Source organism: Cohnella hongkongensis (assembly GCF_042654645.1).
GTDB classification, from domain to species: domain Bacteria; phylum Bacillota; class Bacilli; order Paenibacillales; family Paenibacillaceae; genus Cohnella; species Cohnella hongkongensis.
In genome coordinates this window covers 243,613-268,524 of record NZ_JBHSEP010000002.1, presented here as the reverse complement: position 1 = coordinate 268,524, position 24,912 = coordinate 243,613, and the positions used below count along the sequence as shown (strand labels likewise).

The 24,912-nt window shown below is 58.1% G+C and carries 21 protein-coding genes; 18 read left to right on the top strand and 3 right to left on the bottom strand.

The features are described 5' to 3' along the window. Nucleotides 1-127: 127 nt before the first annotated feature. Nucleotides 128-1,243: an MGDG synthase family glycosyltransferase gene (locus ACFO3S_RS04455; RefSeq protein ID WP_378092710.1), complete on the bottom strand. Its 1,116-nt coding sequence runs from the start codon at nucleotides 1,241-1,243 to the stop codon at nucleotides 128-130. Nucleotides 1,244-1,346: 103 nt separating this feature from the next. Here ACFO3S_RS04455 and kapB point away from each other — a divergent pair, with 103 nt between their 5' ends. Together kapB and ACFO3S_RS04445 are read left to right on the top strand one after the other, a co-directional pair. Then, nucleotides 1,347-1,727 (top strand): kinase-associated lipoprotein KapB, encoded by a 381-nt coding sequence (gene kapB / locus ACFO3S_RS04450; protein WP_378092708.1) that lies wholly within the window; start codon nucleotides 1,347-1,349, stop codon nucleotides 1,725-1,727. 172 nt (nucleotides 1,728-1,899) lie between these two features. Then, the gene (locus ACFO3S_RS04445; RefSeq protein WP_378092706.1) at nucleotides 1,900-4,161 is read left to right on the top strand and encodes a hypothetical protein; all 2,262 of its coding nucleotides are present in this window, start codon (nucleotides 1,900-1,902) and stop codon (nucleotides 4,159-4,161) included. 101 nt (nucleotides 4,162-4,262) lie between these two features. On the opposite strand, the gene ACFO3S_RS04440 is transcribed toward ACFO3S_RS04445, so the two are convergent. Continuing rightward, on the bottom strand, nucleotides 4,263-5,537 hold the full coding sequence (locus tag ACFO3S_RS04440) for a stalk domain-containing protein (protein ID WP_378092704.1): 1,275 nt from the start codon (nucleotides 5,535-5,537) through the stop codon (nucleotides 4,263-4,265). 288 nt (nucleotides 5,538-5,825) lie between these two features. Between ACFO3S_RS04440 and gltB the strand changes: the two genes are divergently transcribed. Both gltB and ACFO3S_RS04430 read left to right on the top strand, forming a co-directional pair. After that, a complete protein-coding gene (gene gltB / locus ACFO3S_RS04435; protein ID WP_378092702.1) occupies nucleotides 5,826-10,430 on the top strand; it encodes a glutamate synthase large subunit in 4,605 nt (1,534 codons plus the stop codon). Between the two features lie 235 nt (nucleotides 10,431-10,665). Then, nucleotides 10,666-10,821 (top strand): hypothetical protein, encoded by a 156-nt coding sequence (locus ACFO3S_RS04430; protein ID WP_378092700.1) that lies wholly within the window; start codon nucleotides 10,666-10,668, stop codon nucleotides 10,819-10,821. A gap of 82 nt (nucleotides 10,822-10,903) precedes the next feature. Here ACFO3S_RS04430 and ACFO3S_RS04425 read toward each other — a convergent pair whose 3' ends face one another. Beyond that, nucleotides 10,904-11,278, bottom strand: coding sequence for a helix-turn-helix domain-containing protein (locus tag ACFO3S_RS04425; RefSeq protein WP_378092698.1), 375 nt, complete (start codon nucleotides 11,276-11,278; stop codon nucleotides 10,904-10,906). Nucleotides 11,279-11,514: 236 nt separating this feature from the next. Here ACFO3S_RS04425 and ACFO3S_RS04420 point away from each other — a divergent pair, with 236 nt between their 5' ends. The 14 genes from ACFO3S_RS04420 to ACFO3S_RS04355 all read left to right on the top strand — a co-directional run bounded on the left by ACFO3S_RS04420 (nucleotide 11,515) and on the right by ACFO3S_RS04355 (nucleotide 24,912). Then, nucleotides 11,515-11,976 (top strand): hypothetical protein, encoded by a 462-nt coding sequence (locus ACFO3S_RS04420; protein ID WP_378092696.1) that lies wholly within the window; start codon nucleotides 11,515-11,517, stop codon nucleotides 11,974-11,976. A gap of 21 nt (nucleotides 11,977-11,997) precedes the next feature. Further along, nucleotides 11,998-13,071 carry an LCP family glycopolymer transferase gene (locus ACFO3S_RS04415; protein ID WP_378092694.1) on the top strand — a complete coding sequence of 358 codons (1,074 nt, stop codon included), beginning with the start codon at nucleotides 11,998-12,000 and terminating at the stop codon, nucleotides 13,069-13,071. Nucleotides 13,072-13,092: 21 nt separating this feature from the next. Continuing rightward, complete coding sequence (locus tag ACFO3S_RS04410) at nucleotides 13,093-13,272, top strand: hypothetical protein (RefSeq protein WP_378092691.1); 180 nt, start codon at nucleotides 13,093-13,095, stop codon at nucleotides 13,270-13,272. Nucleotides 13,273-13,354: 82 nt separating this feature from the next. Continuing rightward, nucleotides 13,355-14,281, top strand: a complete 927-nt coding sequence (locus tag ACFO3S_RS04405; RefSeq protein WP_378092688.1) for an ABC transporter ATP-binding protein — start codon at nucleotides 13,355-13,357, stop codon at nucleotides 14,279-14,281. Beyond that, on the top strand, nucleotides 14,274-15,059 hold the full coding sequence (locus tag ACFO3S_RS04400) for an ABC transporter permease (protein ID WP_378092686.1): 786 nt from the start codon (nucleotides 14,274-14,276) through the stop codon (nucleotides 15,057-15,059). The genes ACFO3S_RS04405 and ACFO3S_RS04400 overlap by 8 nt, the downstream gene beginning before the upstream one ends. Nucleotides 15,060-15,188: 129 nt before the next feature. Continuing rightward, on the top strand, nucleotides 15,189-15,977 hold the full coding sequence (locus ACFO3S_RS04395) for a tyrosine-protein phosphatase (protein ID WP_378092683.1): 789 nt from the start codon (nucleotides 15,189-15,191) through the stop codon (nucleotides 15,975-15,977). 259 nt (nucleotides 15,978-16,236) lie between these two features. Next, entirely contained in the window at nucleotides 16,237-16,992 is a 756-nt protein-coding gene (locus ACFO3S_RS04390; RefSeq protein WP_378092681.1) for a YveK family protein, read from the top strand. Beyond that, complete coding sequence (locus ACFO3S_RS04385; RefSeq protein WP_378092678.1) at nucleotides 16,973-17,644, top strand: CpsD/CapB family tyrosine-protein kinase; 672 nt, start codon at nucleotides 16,973-16,975, stop codon at nucleotides 17,642-17,644. Before ACFO3S_RS04390 ends, ACFO3S_RS04385 begins: the two co-directional genes overlap by 20 nt. A 218-nt stretch (nucleotides 17,645-17,862) precedes the next feature. Beyond that, on the top strand, nucleotides 17,863-18,750 hold the full coding sequence (galU, locus tag ACFO3S_RS04380) for a UTP--glucose-1-phosphate uridylyltransferase GalU (RefSeq protein WP_378092676.1): 888 nt from the start codon (nucleotides 17,863-17,865) through the stop codon (nucleotides 18,748-18,750). A 7-nt stretch (nucleotides 18,751-18,757) separates the two neighbouring features. Next, nucleotides 18,758-19,447 carry a sugar transferase gene (locus tag ACFO3S_RS04375; protein WP_378092674.1) on the top strand — a complete coding sequence of 230 codons (690 nt, stop codon included), beginning with the start codon at nucleotides 18,758-18,760 and terminating at the stop codon, nucleotides 19,445-19,447. A gap of 15 nt (nucleotides 19,448-19,462) precedes the next feature. Continuing rightward, a complete protein-coding gene (locus tag ACFO3S_RS04370; protein ID WP_378092672.1) occupies nucleotides 19,463-20,596 on the top strand; it encodes a glycosyltransferase family 4 protein in 1,134 nt (377 codons plus the stop codon). Between the two features lie 12 nt (nucleotides 20,597-20,608). After that, nucleotides 20,609-22,585, top strand: coding sequence for a WecB/TagA/CpsF family glycosyltransferase (locus ACFO3S_RS04365; RefSeq protein ID WP_378092670.1), 1,977 nt, complete (start codon nucleotides 20,609-20,611; stop codon nucleotides 22,583-22,585). 27 nt (nucleotides 22,586-22,612) lie between these two features. Beyond that, nucleotides 22,613-23,875: a hypothetical protein gene (locus tag ACFO3S_RS04360; protein ID WP_378092668.1), complete on the top strand. Its 1,263-nt coding sequence runs from the start codon at nucleotides 22,613-22,615 to the stop codon at nucleotides 23,873-23,875. After that, nucleotides 23,872-24,912, top strand: a complete 1,041-nt coding sequence (locus ACFO3S_RS04355) for a sugar phosphate nucleotidyltransferase (RefSeq protein WP_378092666.1) — start codon at nucleotides 23,872-23,874, stop codon at nucleotides 24,910-24,912. The genes ACFO3S_RS04360 and ACFO3S_RS04355 overlap by 4 nt, the downstream gene beginning before the upstream one ends.

Here is a 24,912-nt window from a genome sequence, read left to right as displayed (position 1 = left end):
TGAAAAACGTTCGGTCAGGATGGCTTATCCTGACCGAACGTTTTTTATTGTGCGCCCGGTTTCTCGCCTAAGGCACGATTATTAGGGGGGACAGCCCCTTAGCGATGCTGCGGGAGCTCCGTCTTCGTCATTTCATTAAAGCAAGCACGGCTTCCGAACATTTGGCGGGGTTGTACTCGGCGTTGCGAAGCGCAAGCAGGGCGTCGCGGTGCTGGTCCGCCGCATACGGCTCCTGGATGAGCCGGAACCAGCGGTCGATCGTCTCGTGGCTGGTCATCAGTTCGCCGAAGCCGTGGGTGACGAAGTACTCCGCGTTCTCCTCCTCCTGGCCGGGAATCGGCTCGTAGAACAGCATCGGAATGCCTTTGGACATTCCTTCCGTGCAGGTCATGCCGCCCGGCTTCGTCACCAGCAGATCGGAGATGTCCATCAGCTTGCTGATTTCCTTCGTGAAGCCGAGCACGTGCACGTTCGGATTCTGAAACCTCGGGTCGGACAGCAGCTTCTCCCGGGCTTTTTCGTTATTGCCGAGACATAGAATGATCTGAATCCGGTCTGCGTAGGTCGTCATGTACTCCACGAGCTCTTCTCCGTACAGAAGCCCCCATCCGCCCCCCATAATGAGCACTGTCGGCATGTCTTTTAGTTGGAACTGGGACAGAATCTCGGCTCTGTCGTGCGGATGCCAGAAATTCGGATGGACGGGGATGCCCGTCACCTCGATGGACTTGGCGGGGATGCCGCGGGCGATCAGCTTGTTGCGAACGGCGGGCGTGCTGACCAGATACGTATTGACCTCCGGATTGGTCCAGGTGGCGTGCGCGTCGTAATCGGTAATCAGCGTATACAAAGGGACGTCCAGTCCCAATCGCTTGAGCCGGCTGACGACGGCGTTGGGAATCGGATGCGTGCAGACGATGGAATCCGGCTTAAGCTGCCGGACGACGTCCGAGACTTGATTGTAGAAAATACGGTGCAGCGCAAATTGCGTGACCCGGTTCAACGATTTATGGTAACCGCTTCGGTACATTTTTCCGACCAGCTTCGGCTGTTTGCTTACGGTTTTACGGTAGGCGGACACGATGAGCGGGCCGATGACGGGGTTGAGGAAGGTGCCCAGTTCGATCACCCTCGTCTGAATATTGGGCGAGAGTTGGCGCAACCCCATGGCAAGCGCATACGCGGCCTGCGTATGTCCGGTACCGAAACCTTCGGAAAGCAGCAGAACTCTCTTTTTACGCATCAGCAATAATCCTCCACTTTTCCTACTACCATATTACGCTGAAGCGGGACGAGGAACAAGTGGTACAATAAGAAGAAACCTGTCGAATAGGAGGATGGCGACAATGAACGAGGCGGAAGCCGGAAGCGAAATCGTGAAAATCAGCTATAAAACGGGGGTCTACATCGGAGAAGCGATCGACCGGGACGACCGGAGGGCGCTCGTCAAGGTGCTGGCCGTGCTTCAACATCCGACCCAAGGCGATCTGCACAGCTCCTACGATCCCGACGCCGCGATTTTTCACGAGCGCAGGGCGCTGGCCTACACCGAGAAGGTGTGGGTGCCCTGGCCGACCGTCGATCGCTATGCGGGAGCGATTCCCGACTACCGCGAATCTCTGCGCACGGCTCTGGACAGGGAGCAGGAGCGCATCGACCGGATGAGGAGATGGGCCGAGCTGTGCCTACGCAATCTGGATACGCTGCGCAAGGATTACGGGATGTAATCCGGAAGCCGCTCCAGAGCCGTTCGAGCCAGCCGTCTTCTAGGCTTCAGGGCCTAAAGACGGCTTTTTTTCGTTAAAAATTTCGTTTCCATCTTCAGGAATGCGTTCGGAAAGCCGTTATAAAAGGAGAATGTTCAATTACGAATGAAGCTTATGGAGGATTCGCTTACAAATGAAAATGTGGAGCCAAACAGCGAAACAGCAAGCCAAGCCGTCACGTCCCCAGGTCATTTATAATCGTATTCTCGCTATGCTGCTTACCCTCGCTCTGATCGGCGGTTCATTCGGAGGTACGGCCGCCGCGGCGGACGACGTCGTCAACTCCGTCTATATTACGACCACCGCCCAGGAGCCGGGCCAGCTCTACGTGGATGACAACTCGATTATTCTGACCGCGTACGCCAGCATGTCCCTGTCGGGAGAGAAGAACGTTACGGAAGACGCGACCTGGTCCTCCACCTCCTCTCAGATCAAGGTTTCCAAGGGCGTCGTCACCGCGACAGGAGTCGTGTCGTCGGCGACGATCACGGTGAGATATAAGGAAAGAACGGATACGTTCCTGGTCACCTCGGAGCATTATTTCGACGACTTCAAGATAAAGCTGAATTCGGCCGACGCTCCGGAGAAGCTGGAGGTCGATATCGGGCAGGATCTTCAGTTAACGGCATCCGGAAACCGGGGCAGCGGAACGGTCGAGGACGTGACCTCTTCGGGGCAATGGTCGACTTCCGACGCCAATGTCGCTACGGTGGATAAAGGCAAGGTGAAGCTGCTGAACGCCGGCGACGTCAAGATCACGGTCAAGAGCAGGGGCAAGACGGACTCGATCGATCTGAAGGTCAAGTCTCCTTATAAGGAGATCAAGTTCAAGACCGACAACAACGAGACGCTGCAAGGTCCTGTCGAGATGTTCATCGGAGGTCCCGAGCAGGCTCTGACTGCCGTCGCCACGCTGAACTCCGGAACGGAGCAGACGATTACGGACGACGCGACGTGGACGAGCAGCAACGCCGCCGTCGTCAAGGTGGACGAGGACGGCAAGCTGACCGCCGTGGGCAAAGGGACCGCGGTCATCACGGCCAAGCATAACGGCGCTACCGGAAGCGTGACGGTCATCGTGAAGACCCAGTACGAAGCGCTGAAGATTTCTCCGGAGACCGCGATCCATGTCACGCTGTACGGCTCCAAGGTGGAGCTTACGGCGACAGCCAACAGCGGCAGGCTCGTGAACGGTCCGGAGGACGTTACGCATCTCGCCGAGTGGAAGATCTCCGACAGCGATCAGGCGGTCGCCATCCTCCGCAGAGAAGGCGGCAAAATATACGTGCAGCCTAACGGCGCGGGCTCTGCGACCGTTAACGTGTCCTATCTGGGCTTGTCGCGATCGGTCTCTGTCACGGTATTCCCGACGATCGAGTCGGTCGAGGCCGCCAAGACGGAGCTGGACGCGTACGTGGAGGATACGGGCTCGCTTCCGGGTCTGACGGGGACGACGATCGCGGGCGATACGAGAGACGTTGCTCCGCTTGCCCAGTGGACTTCCAGCAACCCGGCCGTCGTATCGATCGAGGACGGCAAATGGAAGGCCGAGGACGCCGGCACGGCCGTACTGACCGCGCGAATTGAGAGCGTCGAAGGAAAATACATCGAAGCTTCGGTTACCGTTACGGTTCATCACAAAATATTGGCTCTGATTCCCGAGCAGAATACGATGAGCGTCGTCATCGGCAGAGAATCCGCGCTTCCGAAGGTTCAACTGATCTACGAGAACGGCGAAGAGGAAGATATCACGGACAAAATCTCCTGGAAGTCGTCGACGGCCAATCTGCTCGTCAAGCCGACTTCGATGAAGGGGCTGCTGCCCGCCAACGCGACGCTGACCGGAACTTATCTGAACAAGACGGTTAAAGTGAAAGTAACGGTGGAAGAGGAGTTCACCTCCTTCGCGATTGCGCCGACCAAGGTCAGCGTTACGCTGAATCGCTCGCAGTCGATCAAGGTGACCGGAACGACGAAGAGCGGCAAGAAGGTGTCGCTGGGCTCGAGAATTTCCTGGAAAGCGTCGAGCGACGACCATGTGACGATCAAGGGCGCATCCGTTAAGGGCCTGGCCGAAGGAAGCGGCCAACTGACCGCGACCGTACAGGGCAAAGCTCTTGAAATTCCTTATGTCGTTACGGCCAAGCTGACGAAGCTGACGGCTTCCGATACTTCCTTCAAGACGACCGCAGGGAAGCAGCACAGCGTCCAGCTGACCGCGCTGTACGAGAACGGCAAATCCGAGAACGTAACGAGCAAGGCGGTATGGACGACCAACAAAGCTTCCATCGCGACCGTGACCGACGGCAGAATCACCGTCATGGGCAAAGGAACGGCCACGATCAAAGGGGCCTTCGGCGGCAAGACGGTGACGATTCGAGTCACGGTCAAATAACCGAAAGAAAAAAGGTTGAACGAAGGCGCGCAAGCGCTCGTTCAACCTTTTTCTTATTTATGGGAATGCTAACGCCGAAGGCCGGAAGTTCGGAAGCTCCATCAGGAATTAATGAAAACGGTCATGATCGGTTTGCGGAACACGACCTGGTAGTCCAGGCTTTCGCTGACGACGGCGAGAGGGACGTAGGTTTTGACGAGCTTGCCCTCTTGCTGAAAATAGGCCGGCTCGCGGAGAGGACGAGCGACGCCGTCGACGAGCACCGTATCGGAGCCGATGGTGACGACGACCTCCCTGCCGTTCTTCGTGAACGCGGCCGTTCTGTCCGCCTGATTCCACTTCAGGTCGGCGCCGACCGCGTTCGCGACATCCCTCAGCGCCAGGAAGGTCGTTCCGCGGAGGAGAACGGGCGGGCTGGGCGGCTCCTCGCCGTTAATGACGACCGACAGCTGAACGCCTTCGGCTCTCGGAGCCGGCGTGCGGTAGCCGTCGCTCCAGATCTTCTCCGAGAAAGCCCGGGCGATCGCTTCGTAACCGGCCTGCTTGGGGTGAATATCGAATTGATCCCATACGTTGAAGTACGTATAGGCGCTTTCGTTGCCCGCGAATTGGCCGGAAACCGGGGCGATCTTCAGCGGAATCCCCCGTTCGTTCATCGTTTCGGCGAATAAGTCCAAAGCTTGAGAAAGCACTTTAACTTTGTCCAGCAGCAAGGGATACAGCTCGTGCCCCTTGAACAGCGGCAAGTATTGGTCGGCGAGGACGACTTGGGCGCGAGGGGCCAGCTCGTGCAGCAGAGTCATCATTTTATCCAAATCTTTTGTATAATCATTCATTCTAATCTCGAAGCCGTCCTGTATAATTTGTCGTGCAGATGCTGTAGACTGGCCATCCACCGCTGTCTGGATCAGCGGGCTGAAGTCGTTGCCTCCGATCGTCAGCACGACGAGATCGGCTTGAGCGAGATCGGCTGCCAGCTCTGGCGTCCTCTTGGCGACTTCGCCGGCCAGCCCGGCGACTCTAGGATCGAAGGAAGAGAAGTCCTGCAGTTCGGACGCCTGCAGCGGCCGCCCTTCCGCCGCGCCTTGGAGCAGATTCGTCAGCCCGGGGGTTGTCAAGCCCATAACGGCGTAGTTGGCCAGCGTCGAGCCGGTCCGGAACAGCGCTTGCTCGAGAATACGGTCCGCATAGCCGTAGGGAGCCGTCGTCCCGTTGATTAGATCTTCCCGCGGCTCGTAACCGACAGTGACGGAATCGCCTAGCGCGACGATCCGGTAGGAGTCGGGAGCGGCGGCCGAAGCCGGAGAGAGCGCGGCTGTCAGCAAAGCGGCGGCCGCGATCGCCGCAGTGAATGTACGACGCAATGACAAGATCATGGTGGGAATTACCTCCTTCACGGGAATCCGTGTGGATAGACGCAGCTCTAGCCGCGCTTATCGACTTCATAAAAATATTAAATTGTCATTCTTTTCGCGGGGGTGGTAAAATAATTTATCCATTCTCAACGATACGGGAATTAGAATCGACTTTCCGCCGCAACGACCCACGACTTTCAGACCCCGCTATGCCCGCAGCTCCTTCCATCATTAATATTAGGTGAATCGGGATGGGATTTGAAGCCGTTTTGCATATTTTCTACACTGTCCACAGAAAGGTTGATATACATGGTAGAGATGCGTAAAGGTCTTCCCGTCAAACAGGGAATGTACGATCCGCAGTTCGAGAAGGACGCATGCGGGATGGGGTTCGTCGCCCATATCAAGGGCAAGAAATCGCATGAGATCGTAGAGCAGGCGTTGACGCTGCTGTTCAATATGGAGCATCGCGGCGGACAGGGCAGCGAGCCGAGCACGGGAGACGGAGCGGGCATTCTGCTGCAAATCCCCCACGGCTTCTTCAAGGCGGAGTCGGAGAAGCTCGGCTTCAGCTTGCCGGAAGCAGGCCAATACGCGGTGGCGATGACGTTCCTGCCGATGGAAGAGGACGTTCGCCGCAACCACGAGGAGATTCTGGAGAAAATCGTGGCGGAGGAAGGCCAGACGATGATCGGATGGCGTACCGTCCCGACGAACGACGAGCCGCTCGGCGAATCCTCGAAAAAGGTAAAGCCGTTCGTTCGCCAGGCGTTCATCGCACGCTCGGCTGCGTTGACAGACGATCTGGCGTTCGAGCGCAAGCTGTACGTGATTCGCAAGCGCGCGGAGCTGGCGATTCGCTATGCCGGCATCGAGGGGGCGGACATGTTCTATTTTCCGAGCTTCTCGAGCAAGAAGATCGTATACAAGGGGATGCTCACGACGGAGCAGGTCGGCCTGTTCTATCCCGAGCTGCACGATCCGCGCCTGGAGACGGCGATGGCGCTCGTGCATTCTCGCTTCAGCACGAATACGTTCCCGAGCTGGGAGCGCGCCCACCCGTTCCATTATTTGATCCACAACGGAGAAATCAACACGCTGCGCGGCAACATCAACTGGATGCATGCCCGTCAGACGCTGTTTCAGTCGGAGCTGTTCGGAGACGAGCTGGAGAAGATCAAGCCGATCATCGCCCCGGACGGATCGGATACGGCGATGTTCGACAATACGTTCGAGTTCATGTACCTGGCGGGACGCTCGATGGCTCACGCGGCGATGATGATGGTGCCGGAGCCTTGGCAGAACGACGAGTATATGGACGAAGAGAAGAGAGCCTTCTACGAATATCACGCTTGCCTGATGGAGCCTTGGGACGGTCCGGCTGCCATTGGCTTTACGGACGGCGTGCAGATCGGAGCCGTTCTCGACCGGAACGGCCTGCGTCCGGCGCGGTACTGCGTGACGAAGGACGATCTGATCGTGCTCGCCTCGGAGGCCGGCGTAATCGAGATTCCTCAGGAGGACATCGTGCTGAAGGACCGGCTGCGTCCGGGCCGGATTCTGCTCGTCGATACGAAGGAAGGGCGCATTATCTCCGACGAGGAAGTGAAGCGTTCGATCGTTACGGAGCATCCGTATCGCCAATGGCTGAACGATCATCTCGTCGATCTCGACGATCTGCCGGAGGCGCCGGAGCTGCCGGAGCCGGATCACGAGACGGTTCAGCTGCGTCAGCAAGCGTTCGGCTACTCGTTCGAGGACGTCCGCAAGGTGATGGAGCCGATGGCGCTGACGGGCGTAGAGCCGCTCGCTTCCATGGGCTACGATTCCCCGCTGGCGGTCCTGTCGGAGAAGCCTCAACGGCTGTTCAATTATTTCAAGCAATTGTTCGCGCAGGTGACGAATCCGCCGATCGACGCGATTCGAGAGGAGATCGTCACCTCCACTTATACGACGGTCGGACCGGAGCGCAATCTGCTTCTCCCGGAGCCCGAGAGCTGCCGGCACATCCGGCTGTATACGCCGATTCTCTCGAACGAGGAGTTCGCGAAGCTGCGGCACGTGCACCGTCCGGGCTTCAAGTCGATTACGCTGCCGATTTTCTTCTCCCCGCAGGAGGGCGAGCAGGGGCTGCGCAGCGCGCTGAGGCTGCTGTGCGACGCCGCCGACCGGGTCATCTCTAAAGGGCATAACATTTTGATTCTGTCCGATAAGGGCATTGACGCCGACAACGCGGCGATTCCGTCGCTGCTGGCCGTGTCGGCGCTGCACCACCATCTGATTCGCCAGGGCACGCGAACGAAGGTGAGTATTCTGCTGGAGTCCGGGGAGCCGCGCGAGGTTCATCACTTTGCCCTGCTGATCGGCTACGGCGTAAGCGCGGTGAATCCGTACCTGGCCTTCGAGACGCTCGACGACTTGATCCGTCAAGGCATGATCCGCACCGTTTCGCACGAGAAAGCGGTCAAGAACTTCATTAAGGCGGCGACCAAAGGCGTCGTGAAAGTGTTGTCCAAGATGGGCATCTCCACGATCCAGTCCTATCGCGGGGCGCAGATTTTCGAAGCGGTCGGCCTGAATTCGGAAGTGATCGAGCAGTACTTCACGGGAACGGCCTCGCGAATCGAAGGCATCGGCCTCGACGTCATCACGCGGGAGACGCTGACGGCCCATAACCGCGCGTTCTCGACCCAGCAGGGCGCCGAGCGGGAGCTCGATTCCGGCGGCGACTATCAATGGCGCAAGGGCGGAGAGGATCATCTGTTTAATCCGCAGACGATCCATACGCTGCAGATGGCGACCCGCACCGGCAATTACGAGACGTACAAGAAATATTCCGCGCTTGTCCAGGGCGAATACGAGCAGGTCCGTACGCTGCGCTCCCTGCTCCAGTTCAAGCTGGATCAGCCGCCGGTGCCGATCGAAGAGGTCGAGCCGGTCGAATCGATCTTCAAGCGGTTCAAGACCGGAGCGATGTCGTTCGGATCGATCAGCAAGGAAGCGCATGAGTCTCTTGCCATCGCGATGAACCGGATCGGCGGCAAGTCGAATTCCGGCGAAGGCGGAGAGGATCCGGCGCGGTACGTGCCGGACGAGAACGGCGATTCCCGCCGCAGCGCGATCAAGCAAGTGGCTTCCGGCCGCTTCGGCGTCACAAGCTACTATCTCTCCAATGCGGAAGAGATTCAGATCAAGATGGCGCAGGGGGCGAAGCCGGGCGAAGGCGGACAGCTGATGGGCCGGAAGGTGTATCCGTGGGTCGCGGAAGTGCGCGGCACAACTCCGGGCGTCGGCCTTATCTCGCCGCCGCCTCACCACGACATCTACTCGATCGAGGATCTGGCGGAGCTGATCCACGATCTCAAGAATGCAAATCCGCGGGCGCGCATCAACGTCAAGCTCGTGTCCGAGGTCGGCGTCGGCACGATCGCGGCAGGCGTGGCCAAAGGCCGGGCGGACGTCATTCTCGTCTCCGGCTACGACGGAGGAACGGGCGCTTCGCCGATCGGCTCCATCCGCCATGCGGGCCTTCCGTGGGAGCTGGGCCTCGCAGAGACGCATCAGACGCTTATTCTGAACAATCTGCGCGACCGCGTCATCGTCGAGACCGACGGCAAAATGATGACGGGACGCGACATCGCGATCGCTACGCTGCTTGGCGCCGAGGAGTTCGGGTTCTCGACCGCGCCGCTCGTCGTGCTCGGCTGCGTCATGATGCGGGTTTGTCAGCTCGATACTTGTCCGGTCGGCGTTGCGACGCAAAATCCGGAGCTGCGCAAGAAGTTCATGGGGGATCCCGAGCATGCGGTCAACTTCATGAAATTCGTGGCGCAGGAATTCCGCGAGATTATGGCGCAGCTCGGCTTCCGTACCGTCGAGGAGATGGTCGGACGGGTGGATCGGCTGGATACGAGGCTGGCGGTGAAGCATTACAAGACGCAGGGCATCGATCTGGCGCCGCTTCTGTACATGCCGGAGCTGCCGGTAGGCTCCTTCCGCCATCACGCCAAGGAGCAGAACCATCTGCTGGAGGAGTCGCTGGATAAGCAAGCTCTTCTCGCGGCGGCGGCTCCGGCGATCGAACGGGGCGAGCGCGTGACGGGCACGTTCCCGATCAAGAACACGAATCGCGTCGTCGGCACGATCGTCGGCTCGGAAGTGACGAACCGGTACGGGAAAAATGGGCTGCCGGAGGATACGATCCGGTTCCACTTCGTCGGGACGGCGGGGCAGAGCTTCGGAGCGTTCATCCCGCAAGGGATGACCCTGACGCTCGAGGGCGACTCCAACGACTACGTCGGCAAGGGGCTGTCCGGCGGCAAGATCGCCATCTATCCGTCGCCTAACGCGACGTTTAAGGCGGAGGACAACGTCATTATCGGCAATACCGCGTTCTACGGCGCGACGAGCGGCGAAGCTTACATCCGCGGCGTGGCGGGCGAACGCTTCGCGGTGCGCAACAGCGGCGTTAACGTTGTCGTGGAGGGAGTGGGCGACCATGGCTGCGAATATATGACCGGAGGACGCGTGGTCGTCCTCGGCAAGACCGGACGCAACTTCGCGGCCGGGATGTCGGGCGGCATCGCTTACGTGGTCGACTGGGACGGCCAGTTCGCGAAGCGCTGCAACTTCGAGATGGTCGGATTGGAAGGGCTCGAAGACGAGGAGGAAATCGCCGAGGTCCGTTCCATGATCGCCAAGCACGTGCAGTATACGAGCAGCGAGCTCGGCCGCTGGGTGCTCGAGGACTGGACGGGACATGTCGGCAAATTCGTCAAAGTGATTCCTAAAGATTACAAGCGGATGATGGAGCAGATCGCGAAGGTTAAAGCGCAAGGCTTAAGCGGAGAGCAAGCGATGCTGGCCGCCTTCGAGGCCAACATGCGCGACCTCTCTCGCGTAGGGGGCAACTGATCTCGTTGTCATAGCACCGTTATAGAATCGGCGAACGCCGGAGGAAGCCATTGCGCAGCCTCCGGCGTTCGTCTGCCGTTCTTCGGATATTCGCGAGGGAAGGGTCGGATTCGACAAAACCTCTAACTAAAATGAATAGGACAGCCATCATCGGTCGACACCCTCCGCAGGTCCTATATTTTATACTAGATTTAGTTTTGCAATCCGGGATCGAAGAGAGGGTATGGGAGCGGAGATGGAGAAAGGATTACCGATGGAACACAGCGCAAGCAAGCGGCCATTGGAAGTTGACATCCGCAAGATTCTGGAGCAATTGGGCATACATAAGGAGAAATGGCCGGAGGAGTTCGCGGCGGCAGGCCGCCAATCAGGTTCAAACTTCCCTACATAAGAAGCGCATCCAAAAAAACCTCGCAGAAGCGGTGAAGGCACCGGTTACGTCGAGGTTTTTTATATTTTAAATTCGGCTGCCTTCATGCTTCATTCATATTGCGTTCCGCGCGAACGAAGGCAATGAACCGGCGGGCTTCTTCCGCGGTCAGCTTGCGTCCGTCGATCGTCAAAGCGAAATGATCCAAAATCTGTTCGTCCGACAGTTCAAGCTCGTCGGCGAATTGACGCACTTCGGGATCCAGAGTCGTCTGGGGGTGCGGAGTTCTTCCCACCAAGTAGTCGATGGAGACCTGGAACAGATCCGCGATTTTTCCCAGCGTCTCGGTGTCGGGCTCCCTGCGGCTTTTCTCGTAGTGGGACAGCGCCGCGCGCGATATGCCCAGGGAAGCGGCCAGTTCTTCTTGAGTTAAACCGCGTTGGTCTCGCAGAAAGGCGAGACGACTGCCGATATTCATCAGATCCCTCCCAAGATGGTGTTTGATCTCATCATAATATGGAAGACAGGCATTTGCATTAAATGAAACAAAATGTCGCAACGATGCTTTCTATTTTAGTACTTACCCGATCGAAATGCAAATAAACGTCGTCTATTAGCAGGTTCTCATGTCCCCTTGACTTGATACGAATTGTATCGTAAAGTAGTCACATCGAGCTTGTTACAATGTGTATCAGTCGGGAGTCGGGTCCAGCGATGAGCGAACAGAGGGTCGTTAACCGGCGCGCGCACTTGCGTTTCAGACCGCAGTCGCCCGTCTACGTAGAACTGATGCTGTGGCGAATCCGGGACAGCGAGCGGAGAAGCCGCGCACAGCGTGTGCTTCTCCGGGATATCGGGCTTGGCGGCTGCAGCTTCGCTACTCATCTGCGGCTGCCGATTCGCGACGACGTGGAGTGGAGGATCGAGATGCAGCTGGCCGGCTATACGGCCTGCCCCAGAATCGTTCTTCTTCATGGAGGAGCGGAAGACGACGGACGGCATTACTACGGAGGGCAGTGGAGAATGAATGGGGCGGAGCTGCTGGCATTCCAGTACCGGTTCGAAGAGTATGTTCGGCTGATGCTGCTGGAGAGTCCGCACATTCATACGCTGTACAAGAAAGTGTCGGATCGCCGCGACGACGGAGAGTTCAAGCGGCTGGACGCCATGTTCTGATGAGGAAAGGGGAAGGCCGGATTGAATCGGGCACGTGTGTTCAGAATGGCCGCGTACGCTGCGGCGGCCTTGCTATTGACGGCTTTAGCGGCCGGAGGGTACGTCTGGGTCACCGCCCAGAGGACGTTAAACGCCATGTACGAGCCGCTTCCTTCCGCAGCGTGGGAGGATCCGGTGTTCGAAACGGAAATGGAGACGGAGGCGCGGCCGCTGGACATGAAGGCGGAGCCGACGGTCGAAGCGACAGCGAGAGAGGGAGAGGGAGAGACCGAGGGGAAGCCCGCCGTTCCGGCGCAGAAGGGAGCGCGGACGGTCGGCGAGGCGAACGTGGAGAGGTTGAGAAATCCGAGCATCGCCGATCAGGAGCCGTTCACTATGCTGCTGCTGGGAGTGGACGAGAGGCCGTGGGACCGGGGGAGAAGCGACACGATGATTCTGCTTGCCGTGCAGCCCCGCAGCGGACAAGCGCTGGCCCTGTCCATTCCGCGCGATACGAGGGTGAGGATGCCGAACTCGGGCAAGTACGACAAGATCAACCATGCCTATGCTTTCGGCGGCGTAGCCTTGTCCGTCAAAGCTGTGGAGCAGGCGTTCGGAGTGCCGATCTCCTATTATATGAAAACGAATATGGAAGGGCTTGTCGGAATCGTCGATTCGTTGGGAGGGGTGGATGTCCGCAATGAGCGGGCCTTCGAATACGAGGGCTATTCGTTTCCCGCAGGCGAACGGCATCTGAACGGTGAGGAGGCGCTGGCCTACAGCCGGATGCGGAAGGAAGATCCCCAGGGGGATTTTGGCCGAACGCAGAGACAGCGGCAGATTCTGTCCGGCGCGATAGATCGGCTGGCCGGCGCGGGAGCGGTAACGAAGCTGCCGACGCTGCTGTCGCACTTGTCCAAGTACGTGCGAACGGATCTGACCCCTGCAGAGATGCTGGAGCTGGTCACCGAATACCGGTCGTCGATCAGAAGCGTGGAAACGATGTATTTGCAAGGCAAAGGAAAAATAATCGACGGGATTTACTACTATACGATCACGGCCGAGGAGCGGCAAAGAATTCAATCGGAAATGCTGCAATGTCTGAACGGGATATAAGATCGATGGAGGGATTAATCCATGAAAGAATCATCCGTATTCTATTGCGTGAAGTGCGATCAGCTCAAGTCGATCGAGCAGGCCGGCATGCTGTTTCGTACCGGCTACTACCGCGGACTGTACCCGCTCGGCTGCTGCATCCAGTGCAAGGTCGCCGCCCGTTCGACTGCAGCCGTTGCCCGCCTGGACGTCATGGACTAAATTTTACATAAAGTTTTCGGATTTCCGCAGGAATGTTGGTATAATGAAGCTGGAACAAATCTACCATGTCGGAGGTTAGCGCATGACACAGGCTCCTGTCGTCCGGCTGCAGAACGTGACGAAAGTCATCGGCAGTCGAACGATTATCGACCGGGTGTCCTTCGAAGTTCATCCGGGCGAAGTTTTCGGCTTCCTGGGTCCCAACGGATCAGGCAAAACGACGACGATCCGCATGATCGTCGGTCTGATGGGATTAACCTCGGGAGACATTCACATTGCGGATCACAGCATTAAGACGGAATATCCGAAAGCGATCGTGCATGTCGGCGCCATCGTGGAGAATCCGGAGATGTACAAGTTTCTCACGGGATATCAGAATCTGCTTCACTATGCCCGAATGAATCCTTCCGTTACGAAGGAGAGAATCCAAGAGGTTGTCGAGCTCGTCGGACTGCAAGGGCGCATTCACGATAAGGTCAAGAGATATTCTCTGGGCATGCGGCAGCGACTGGGCGTCGCTCAGGCGGTGATGCACCGGCCTAAGCTTCTTGTCCTGGACGAGCCGACCAACGGCCTGGACCCCGCAGGGATTCGGGAGCTTCGCGACTATTTGCGCAAGCTGGCCAGGGAAGAAGGAACGGCGGTGCTCGTCTCCTCGCACCTTCTGTCCGAGATGGAGCTGATGTGCGACCGGGTCGCCATTCTCCAGAAGGGACAAATTTTGGACATCCGCTCGATCAGAGGGAATGCGGCCGAAGGAGAGAAGATCGCGCTCGACGAGGTGCTGTTCGACGTCGATCGTCCCGAGGCGGCGCTTGACGCATTGGAGGGCCAAGGGGCAGGGCGGATCGAGGACGGCCTGCTGACGCTATCGACCGATCGCAACGGGATCGCGGCCGTGAACCGCAGACTGGTGGAGGCGGGAATCAACGTCTACGGAATCCGCGTGAAGACGAAGTCGTTGGAAGACCAATTCCTCGAAGTGACGGGAAGTGAAACCATTGGCTAACTTTATGAACCTGATCCTGAACGAGAATATGAAGATCTATCGCCGAATTCGCACGTGGATCATGCTCGGCTTTATCGTGCTTCTCCCGCCTCTTGTATCCCTGGCGATCTATCTGGCCGGAGGAGAGGAGATGTCCGGCTGGAACATGATGATGACGGAGTCGTACATTCTCTTCTCGCTCATCACGATCTTCACGGTTGTCGTGGCGGCCGACAGCGTCGCCGGCGAGTTCACATGGGGAACGATCAAGCTGCTGCTGATTCGTCCCTGGAGCCGGTCGTCGATCCTGCTGTCGAAGTATTTGTCGACGCTGCTGTTCGCCCTGTTCTTCACCGCGGCGGCGTTCCTCATGACGATGCTGTCCAACGCGCTGATCTTCGGAATGGGCGACGCCACCCTGTCGTCGTCCGGCTTGTCCAATTGGGAGTACATCCTCCGATTTTATTTGTTCCAGTTTATTACACTCATCATGATCGTGACGTTCGGCTTCACGATGTCCTCGGCTTTTCGCAGCGGGGGGCTGGCGATCGGCTTGTCCATCTCCTTCCTCTTTGCGGGCAATCTGATTACCGGATTGTTCGCGCTGGCGAATAAGGCTTGGGTGAAATACGTTCTGTTCATGCATCTGGATTTGACCCCGTATATCGACGGAGGCTCGGGGCCGATTCCGAGTCATCCGACGACACTGGGCTTCTCGTTAGCGGTTCTGGCGGCGTATTTCGTCATCTTTAACGCCGTTTCCTGGACCGTATTCCGAAAGCGCGACATAGCGGCATAGCGGCATAGCGGCATAGCAGAGCGGCCTTTGCGAGAAAACCATCCTTAGCGGATGGTTTTTTTGTCGGTTGACAATGATACAAAATGTATCTAAAGTGAAGATGGGCATTCAGAAGGGAGAGGGAGAGAGATGATCGACACTCACTGTCATATTCTTCCGATGTGCGATGACGGTCCCGAAGATTGGGAGCGATCGATGGAGATGGCGGCCGAAGCGGTAAAGCAGGGAATCACCGACATCCTGGCGACTCCTCACCACGGCAAGTCCAGTTACTTGAATTGGCCCGGCAAAATCGATCGGCTTGCCGCTCAGCTGAACGACAGACTTGCGGCTGGCGGAATCGCGCTGACGGTCTGGCCGGGACAGGAGTATCACCTCGGGGCGGGCCGGGGCGGGAATCCGGGAGCGATCCGTCCGCTGGGCGGCAGCCGCTACGTTCTGATCGAGCTCCCGTCCAGAGAGACGCCCAGGGCATGGCGTTCGGCCCTTCGCGCCATTCGGCAGTCCGGATACGTTCCGATCGTGGCCCATCCCGAACGGCATCTGCCTTTCCAGCGCCATCCCGACAGGCTGGGAGAATGGCGTGACGAAGGGGCCTGCTTCCAACTTACCGCTCCGTCTCTGCTCGGCGATTACGGACAAGCGGTTCAGCATGCGGCTCGTCGGATGGCGCGATACGGATGGTATCATCTGGTGGCTTCCGACGCCCACGATACGGGCCGGCGTTCGTTCAAGCTCCGGGAAGCTTGCCGCGCCCTCGCCGACCTCTGCGGCTCCGATGTCCGGGATTTGCTTCTCGCCAACTCTGCAAAGCTGCTGGCTGGCGGGACGATGAGCAGCGGCGAGCAAGCGAAGTTCCAAGCTCGGCCCCTCTTCCGCTTCCTGTCCCGACGCCGGACGGAGACGAGGGAGGAGTGAGGTTCGCGGACCGGTGTCCGCGAGCGCAGCGTCCGCTTCTTCCCCGCAACCTCTCAAGTCCTTTCCCCGACGAAACAAGCCCTCCGATGTCTCTTCGAATATGGCGATACATGTAGAAAAGAATAGAAAAAATCCGGCTTCCAAACAGGAAAAAGATTCAAAGTTTCGCTTGACATGATACTAATTGTATCATAAATTAGAAACACAGATACAAATAGTAACATTCGGTGAATTCCTTATCCGACTTGGGAGGCTGCACATGGAACTGACGATTAAAGACTATTTCAAGATTCTGCTCAAACGCTGGTGGTTAATGGCGATCGTCGTAACCTCCTCCTGCCTGGCTGTCGCCGCTTACGACTATTATTATCCCAATCCCATATACGAGGCCGAGACCAAGCTGATCGTAACGAGCACGTCCCAGAGTACGGCGGCCTTCCGGCCGGATATGAACGAGATCAATACGAATATTATGCTGATCGAGACGTACAAGGAGATTATCGCAACGCCTGCGATCATGGAGGCGGTGGCGCTGCAATATCCCGACATTCGAATGGACGCCGGCGAGCTGATCTCGAAGGTCAGGGTGGAGTCCTCCTCCGGTTCGCAGGTGATGAGCATATCGATCCGGGACCCGTCCTTGGATCAGGCGGTTATGATCGTGAACGCGATCGCCCAAGTGTTCAGGCAGGAGATCCCCAAGATCATGAACGTCGACAACATCACCATTCTTAGGGAAGCCAAGCCGGGAGATCACAGCGTTCCCGTCTCTTACGGAATCGTGATGAAGACGCTTATCGCGTTTGCGCTGTCGCTGTTTTTCTCCGCCGCTCTCGTGTTCCTGCTCGATTATCTGGACGACACGGTGAAGAGCGAGGAAGAGATCGAGTCGCTTCTGGGCTTGCCTGCGCTGGCCAGCGTATCGAGAATCAAGTTCACAAGGTTCAAGAGAAGCAAGGAGACGTTAAAAAAGAAACCGGTGGGGGAGAGCGTTCATGTCGGGATCCCAAGATAGGATCAGGCTATTAACGAGCAGCGGGGCGAATCTGACGATCGCCGAGTCGTACCGTACGCTGAGGACAAACCTCGGCTTCGCGGCCGGCGGGGCCGAGATCGGAACGCTTCTCGTCACGTCCACCGTGCCAAGCGAAGGGAAGTCCACGACCGTCAGCAATCTCGCCGTTTCCTATGCCGAGACGAACAAGAAGGTGCTGCTCGTCGACGCCGATCTGCGACGACCCTCCCTGCATCATCTGTTCGCCGTTCCGCCAAGATTCGGCCTTTCCTATCTGTTGACCGATCAGTGCAAGCTGGAAGAAGCGATTACCGACACGTTTATTCCGAACCTGTCGATCATTCCTTCCGGGCCGAGCCTGTCGAATCCTTACGATTGCCTGGGATCGTCCCGCATGGACGACATTCTGGGCCAGTTAAAGGAAAGATACGACATCATTCTGATCGACTCCTCTCCTGTTCTGGCCGTATCGGACGCGCAGCTTTTGTCCAAAAAATGCGACGGCGTCCTGTTCGTGATCCGCTACGGCCAAGTCAAGCGAACGCTGGTGCAGAAGGCCATCGCTCAGCTGAGGCATGCGGACGCCCATCTGCTTGGCGTCGTGTTAAACGACAAAAAAAGATCGAGGCAGGATCGGGCCTATTCCTATTAGACCGGTGTTCTCCTGCCGAGGTGATGTCTACTCTACCTCTATCAAAGTAGGCACTCGTTCATGCTGTGGGTGGTTCGCCACCTTAGACGTGCATCGTCAAGGGCATGAAGTGAGGGCGGGTTGGATGCCCGACAATAAAGAGCAGAGCTATGTCTTCGTAATCGACAAGGTTAGGAAGACATAGCTTTACTATTTATTGAGCATAGGAGGAGAACCGGATGCAGAAAGTCAGAAAAGCGATAATTCCCGCCGCAGGGCTGGGGACGCGGTTTCTGCCTGCGACGAAAGCCATGCCGAAGGAAATGCTGCCGATCGTCGACAAGCCGACCATCCAATACATTGTCGAAGAAGCGGTAGAGTCGGGGATCCAGGATATTATCATCGTGACCGGGAAGAACAAGCGAGCGATCGAGGATCATTTCGATAACGCGTTCGAGCTCGAGAAGGCGCTGCTGGAGAGGCAGAAGCTGAAGCTTCTCGAGGAAGTGCAGAAGTCTACCAATATTGTGGACATTCATTATATTCGCCAGAAGGAGCCGAAAGGGCTCGGACACGCCGTATGGTGCGCCCGCAAGTTTATCGGCGACGAACCGTTCGCCGTATTGCTCGGAGACGATATCGTTAAGGCGCAGAAGCCGTGCCTGCTTCAACTGATCGAACAGTACGAGCAGATCGGCTCCTCGGTGATCGGAATTCAGCCGGTCGACTGGAGCGAGGTCGGCCGTTACGGCATTATCGTGCCGGGGACGACGAACGGCCAGCTGTACGAGGCGATCGGCCTGGTTGAGAAGCCGGAACAGGAGCGCGCGCCCTCGAATCTGGCGATTATGGGCAGATATGTGCTGACGCCCGGATTGTTCGACTTTCTGGAGCACGCTTCGACCGGGGCCGGGGGAGAAATTCAGTTAACCGACGCGATACAGAAGCTGGCGCAGATCGAGAGCGTGTACGGCTATCGCTTCGAAGGCTCGCGGTTCGATGTCGGGGAGAAGCTGGGCTATATTTTAACGACTCTCCATTTCGCTCTGAATAACGGCGAACTGCAGCTGCCGCTCGTCAAAGCGTTGGAAACGATGCTGGCCGATTACCGTTCCTCGGTCAGTTAGGAGATAGATGAGCATGCCGGATCTCAACGTATCCCTGGAAAATCGAATCGTGCCTGCCGCCGCTTCCCCCGCCTTCGGACGGGAGGCCAGCTTGGCGTTCAAGATCGGGAAGAGACTGACGGATTTGATCTGCATAACGGCGGCCAGCCTTCCGCTCGCTTTGGTGTGCGCCCTTGTCGCCCTGTTCATTAAAATGGAGGATCCCGGAGGGAAAGTGATCTTCTCGCAGATTCGGATCGGCAAGAACGGGAAGCCGTTCAGATTGTACAAGTTCAGATCGATGCAAGCCAACGCGGAGGAAATGCTGGAAGCCTTGCTGGACCAAAACGAGATTGTCGGCGCGATGTTCAAAATCAAAGAGGATCCGAGGGTGACCAAAGTCGGCAGAGTCATTAGAAGGCTTAGCTTGGACGAGCTGCCCCAGCTGTGGAACGTGCTGAAGGGGGAGATGAGTCTGGTCGGACCGAGACCGCCGCTGCCGCGGGAGGTCCGGCTCTATACGCCCTATGAATTGCAGCGCTTGCTGGTCACGCCGGGCTGCACGGGATTGTGGCAGGTGAGCGGAAGAAGCAGCACGAGCTTCCAGGACATGGTCGAGATCGATCTGAAGTATATCGCGGAAAGAAGTCTGCTGAACGATTTTATGATTATTCTGAAGACGTTAAAGGTTTTTTTCGGCTCCAAGCACGCATTCTGACAAAAGGGTGGACCTATGAAAGCCATCGCCAAACCGCTCGTTCTGCTCGTGACGAACGTCCCTGTCCCTTACCGCTACCGGCTCTATAGAGCGCTGAGCGAGAACGAGACATTCGAAGGCTGGACCGTGTTCGAGTCCTTGTCCCACGGAGAGGTCTGGGCCAGCGGCATCGAGGACGGCGTCAACTACGACGTGCTCGGAGGGCGATCCGTCAAGACCGAGACGGGCAGAATGCCCGTTCACTTCCGGCTGCTTCGCTACTTGCTCCGCAAGTCTCCCGACGGGGTCATTCTGTCCGACTTCTCCCCGTTGACGGCGCTGCAGACGTTTGCCTACATGGCGCTTGCGCGCAAGCGGGTCAAGCTCGTCTCCATGACGGACGAGAACGGAGACTTCTTCGGCAAGCTGTCGGTCAGATGGGCCCGGCTTTGGATACGCAAAGCCGTTCTCCGCCGCTCTTCGGCCTGCATCTGCTGCAGCGAGAGTTCAAGCCGGCATATCGAAGCGATCTCCAAGGCGATTCGCGGCAAAACCTACATCTCGTACTTGACCCCGGAAGCGGACTACTATGCGCCGTCCGCGATCCGAAGCCCGTTCGGCGGCGCGATCGAGCTGCTCACCGCCTGCCGGCTGGTCGAGCTGAAGCGGGTGGACCGGATCATTCGCGCCGCCGCCCATCTTAAAGCCAGAAGGGCAGATCTCGATTGGAAGCTTACGATTGTAGGAGACGGACCGGAGAGGGGGCGGCTGGAACGGTTGACGGCCGAGCTGGGGCTGGAGAGGCACGTTGCCTTTACGGGAAGGCTGCTGGGAGACGCGCTTAGGCGGGCATACGGCCGTTCGAACGTCTTTATGCTGACCAGCAGCAAGGAGCCTTGGGGCGTCGTCGTTCACGAAGCGATGCTGCAGGGGGCGGTCCCGATCGTAACCCGATCGGTGGGCGCGTCCGAGCTGGCGGCCCGAGCCGGAGGGGTCGTCGTCGACGACCGGGTGGACGAGCAGACGCTGATCGACGATCTGGCCGATGCGATGGAGACGTTGATCGAGAACCGGGACGAGCTGGCCGCAAGCCAGCGGCGGTGCCGCGAGTTTGCCGGCAGCATCGCGATCGACCGCGAAGTAAACGCCTATTTGAAAGCCGTTCAATAAGGGTGGAGACCGATGAAGCCGATCAAGATCGCTCATGTTCACAACTTTTATCAGCTGCCCGGCGGGGAAGATCAAGTCGTGAAGCAGGAAGCCGCCATGTTAAGATCGCTGGGCCATGAGGTGGTCGAGTACCGGAAGCATAACGACGAGATCCGCCGCATGCCGGCCCGGAGCCGGTGGGTCACCGCGCTTCGCACGCCCTGGTCGCCGAGAAGCTATCGGGAGTTCAAGCGGTTTCTGGCGCAGCACAAGCCGGATCTCGTGCACTTCCACAACACCTTTCCGCTCATCTCTCCGTCGGCCTGCTATGCCGCGAAAAAGATGGGCATTCCCGTCGTGCAGACGCTTCACAACTATAGACTGCTGTGTCCCGGGGGAGCGTTCTTCAGACAGGGAGAGATATGCGAGAAATGCGTCGAACGAAGCTTGGGCTATTCGCTCGTTCACCGCTGCTACAGGGACTCGCTTGTTCAGACGGCCGCCGTCGCCCTGATGCTCCAAGTCAATCGGATGCTTCGAACCTGGGATAGAAAGGTGGATCGATATATCGTGCTGACCGAATTCGCCAAACGGAAGTTCGTCGACAGCGGCCTTCCCGAGCATAAAATCGTCGTGAAGCCCAACTTCGTGCAGTCGGAAACCGACGAAGCGCCCAAGAAGGCGTTTTTTTTGTACGTCGGGAGACTGTCCCGAGAGAAAGGAGTCGACCGGCTGATCGAGAGCTGGAAAGCGCTCGATCCGTCCAACCGGCTGATCGTCATCGGAGACGGGCCGGACGGGCCCTCGCTGAGGAGCCGCGCGGAGCACTGTCCCCACATTCTGTTTCTGGGCAGCCGGGATTCGGACGTCGTCATGCAGTACATGCGGGAGGCGCGGTTTCTGATCGTTCCTTCGGTCTGTTACGAAGGCTTCCCGATGACCGTCGTCGAGGCGTACTCCGTCGGAACTCCGGTGATCGGCAACGCCGTCGGCTCGCTGGAGGAGATCGTGGAGGACGGAGTAACCGGCTATCACTATCAGGCCGAAGACGAAGCGGGCTTGGCCGAAGCGATTCGCAAGGCCGGCGCGGACGAGGAATACGAGCGGCTGCGGGCCAACGTCCGGCTCGTCTATCGGAAGAAGTACAGCAAGCGGCTGAACGAAGACCGCCTTATGAGAATCTACGAAGAGCTCGTCCGTCCGGAAGGAGCGATCGCGGACTGGCCGCCGGATTTCAGCCGTCTCAGAAGCGGACACGTTCTGGAAACGAAAGTCACCGCTCTAAGCCTCCGGCAGACGGCCGACGAGATCGAGAAGTGGGCTGTCGAGAAAATTTCGAAATACGTATGCGTATGCACGACGCACTCGCTGGTCACGGCGACGGAGAGGAGCGAATTCAGAACGGCGTTGAATCGGGCCGGCATCTGCACGCCGGACGGCATGCCGCTCGTATGGGCGTTAAGAGCGCTGGGCTTTCGGAACCAGGAGCGGGTGGACGGCACCTCGCTGATGAAGGAGCTGTGCGGAAGAGCGAGCCGGAACGGCTACGGCGTCTATCTGTACGGCTGTACTCCGGCGACGCTGGCGTCGCTTGAAGAAGCGCTTCAGAAGGAGTTTCCCGGGCTGAGAATCGTCGGGACGGCGTCCCCTCCCTTCCGGGAGCTGAGCGAAGAAGAAGAGTTGGGCTTCATCGCGGACATCAATGCCTGCCGCCCCGATTTCGTCTTCGTGGCGCTCGGCTGTCCGAAGCAGGAGCTGTGGATGCACCGGCACCGCCACCGCGTCCATGGCGTCATGCTGGGGGTGGGGGCGGCATTCGACTATATCGCGGGCAATCTGAAGAGACCGCCGCGGCTCGTCCAGAACGCCGGACTGGAATGGCTGTTCCGCCTAATGATGGAGCCGCGCCGCCTTTGGAGAAGATACGCGCATAACAACAGCAAGTTTATTTACAAGTACTTGCTGTCGTTCCGTCGGAATCGCATCCGGACGCGCAAGACCGAAGCTTGACAGAACCTCCCGGAAAGGATCGAGGGAATGGTCAACCTCCTGTTCCTGCTTAAGCCGCTAGCCGATATGCTGTGGAGCGTCAAGACGTTTAATCTGCTGCTGATCGCCTGCGTCTTCGTCTTCTCGTTGGCCCATCTATTCCGTCTCCGGCCGCTGAAGATCAATCTGGCGCTGCTGCTGCTCAGCCTGCTGTTCCTGCGGTCGCTGGCAGCGGACATGAATGAGATTACGGTGGGCGTTTTTTTGAAGGTCGTCTCGGCGTTTCTTCTTTTTTTCCTGGCGCAGATGGCGTCCGACGGCCAGAAGACGATCGGGATGATCGCGGCCTCCTTCCTGCCGCCGGTGCTCTACATTTTGTACCAGGCCGTTACGGGGAGCGGCTACCAGTATTGGGGGTCGGTGTATACCTTCGTAGGCCCGTATTATTACAAAACCGATCTGGCGATCTGCGTAATCCTGTCGGTCATTTTTTTCAGGAAGTACTTATTCTTTAACCGCTTCAGGTCCGGCAAGGCGGCTGCGGCCGTCTATATGTTCGTCATTGCGCCTCAATTGATCCTTATGGCGAATTCCAGGATGCTGCTGATCGTCTACGCCGTCATCCTGATCGGCACGATCGTAGAGTATTTTCGGTATAAGGAACGAACCTTCAGCAGCTGGAAGAGAAACGCGATCGTCGTCTATTCGCTGCTGCTGATCGTCGCCGGCTACGCGCTGTACGTGAATTTCTACCTGCCGAAGGGCGCCCTCGTCATCGAGGTGCAGTCGGGCGAAATTTTCTCGGCGAGCAATACGCAAGGGAGAAGCGAAATTTGGAGCTCGATCGCCGCGAACTACTTCAAGGGAGATCTGCTGAATCTGGCGTTCGGCTATTCGATCAACAAGGACCACGAGTTCGACACGGTTCTGCACGCCGATGCGCATAACGCCTGGCTCAAGGTGATGGTTTCCTGCGGGCTTGTCGGCCTGTTCGTCTATATGGCGGCGATCGGGATGGCGATCGGCAGGCTGAGGGGACTGCTGCGGGACAGACTCCGGCAGAAGAGCGACTATTTCGTGCTGATGACGGCGCTTCTGGTTTTGCTCTCCTATCTGTTCTCGGGAATCTCCCAGTCCAACATCATCTTTACGCAGTCCTCCTGGTACGCCTTTTATTTCATGGGGCTGATTTTTAATCCGAAGCTGTTCCCGCTGTCTGCGCCTCAAGCTGCTTCGCCGGCGCTGCCGGCAGCTGCATCCGGGTTCGTGGAACCCCCTTTTGCGAATAGAAAGCAGGTGAATCGAGCATGAAGATCATTCTGTTGTCGGGCGGATCGGGCAAGCGGCTGTGGCCGTTGTCCAACGCTACCCGTTCGAAGCAATTTCTGCGGATATTGCGGGATCCCTGGAACAACCCGGAATCGATGCTGCAGCGAATATGGAGGCAGCTGGGCGGCTTGGGGCTCAAGGAGCACTGCCTGGCGGCGACGAGCGCCAGCCAGGCGGAGCTGATTCAGGAGCAGCTCGGCTCGCGCGTGCCGATCGTGGTCGAGCCGGAGCGAAGGGACACCTTCGCGGCGATCGCCTTGTCGTCGGCCTATCTGTATTCGATGCTCGGCGCCGGTCTTGACGAGACGGTCGTCGTGCTGCCGGTCGACGCGTTCGTCGAGCCGGATTTCTACGAGAAGGTGCTGGAACTGGACGAGGTGCTGGAGAAGGCCCCGGTGAATCTGGGACTTGTCGGAGTGGCTCCTACCTCTCCCTCCGAGAAGTACGGCTATATTGTGCCCGAACGGCCCCGGGGGCAGGAAGCCTACTACAGAGTGAGAAGCTTCCACGAGAAGCCGTCGGCGGAGACGGCCTCTCTTCTCATTCGGCGACACAACGCCCATTGGAACTGCGGCGTCTTCGCCTTCAAGCTCCGGTACGCCGTCTCCATTCTGCGGCGCAGACAGCTTCCCGTCGAGTACGCCGCTCTGGCGCGGCAGTACGCCTCCCTTAAGAAGATCAGCTTCGATTACGAGGTGGTCGAGCAGGAGCCGAACGTTGCCATGGTGCCCTATCGCGGAAGCTGGAAGGATCTCGGGACGTGGAACAGCTTAACGGAGGAATTGTCCGAGCCCTTGATCGGGAGAGGGACGATTAGCGAGGATTCGGTCAACACGCATCTGATTAACGAGCTGGCGATTCCCGTTCACGTCCTGGGCATGCCGAATGCGGTTATCGTCGTCAGTCCGGACGGCATTCTGGTGGCCGACAAAGCGGCCAGCCCTCGATTGAAGGAGCTTCCGCTTGACGGCGGAGGGACGGGCGAAAGAGTTCCCTCCATAGGAAGCGCGGTGGTATAA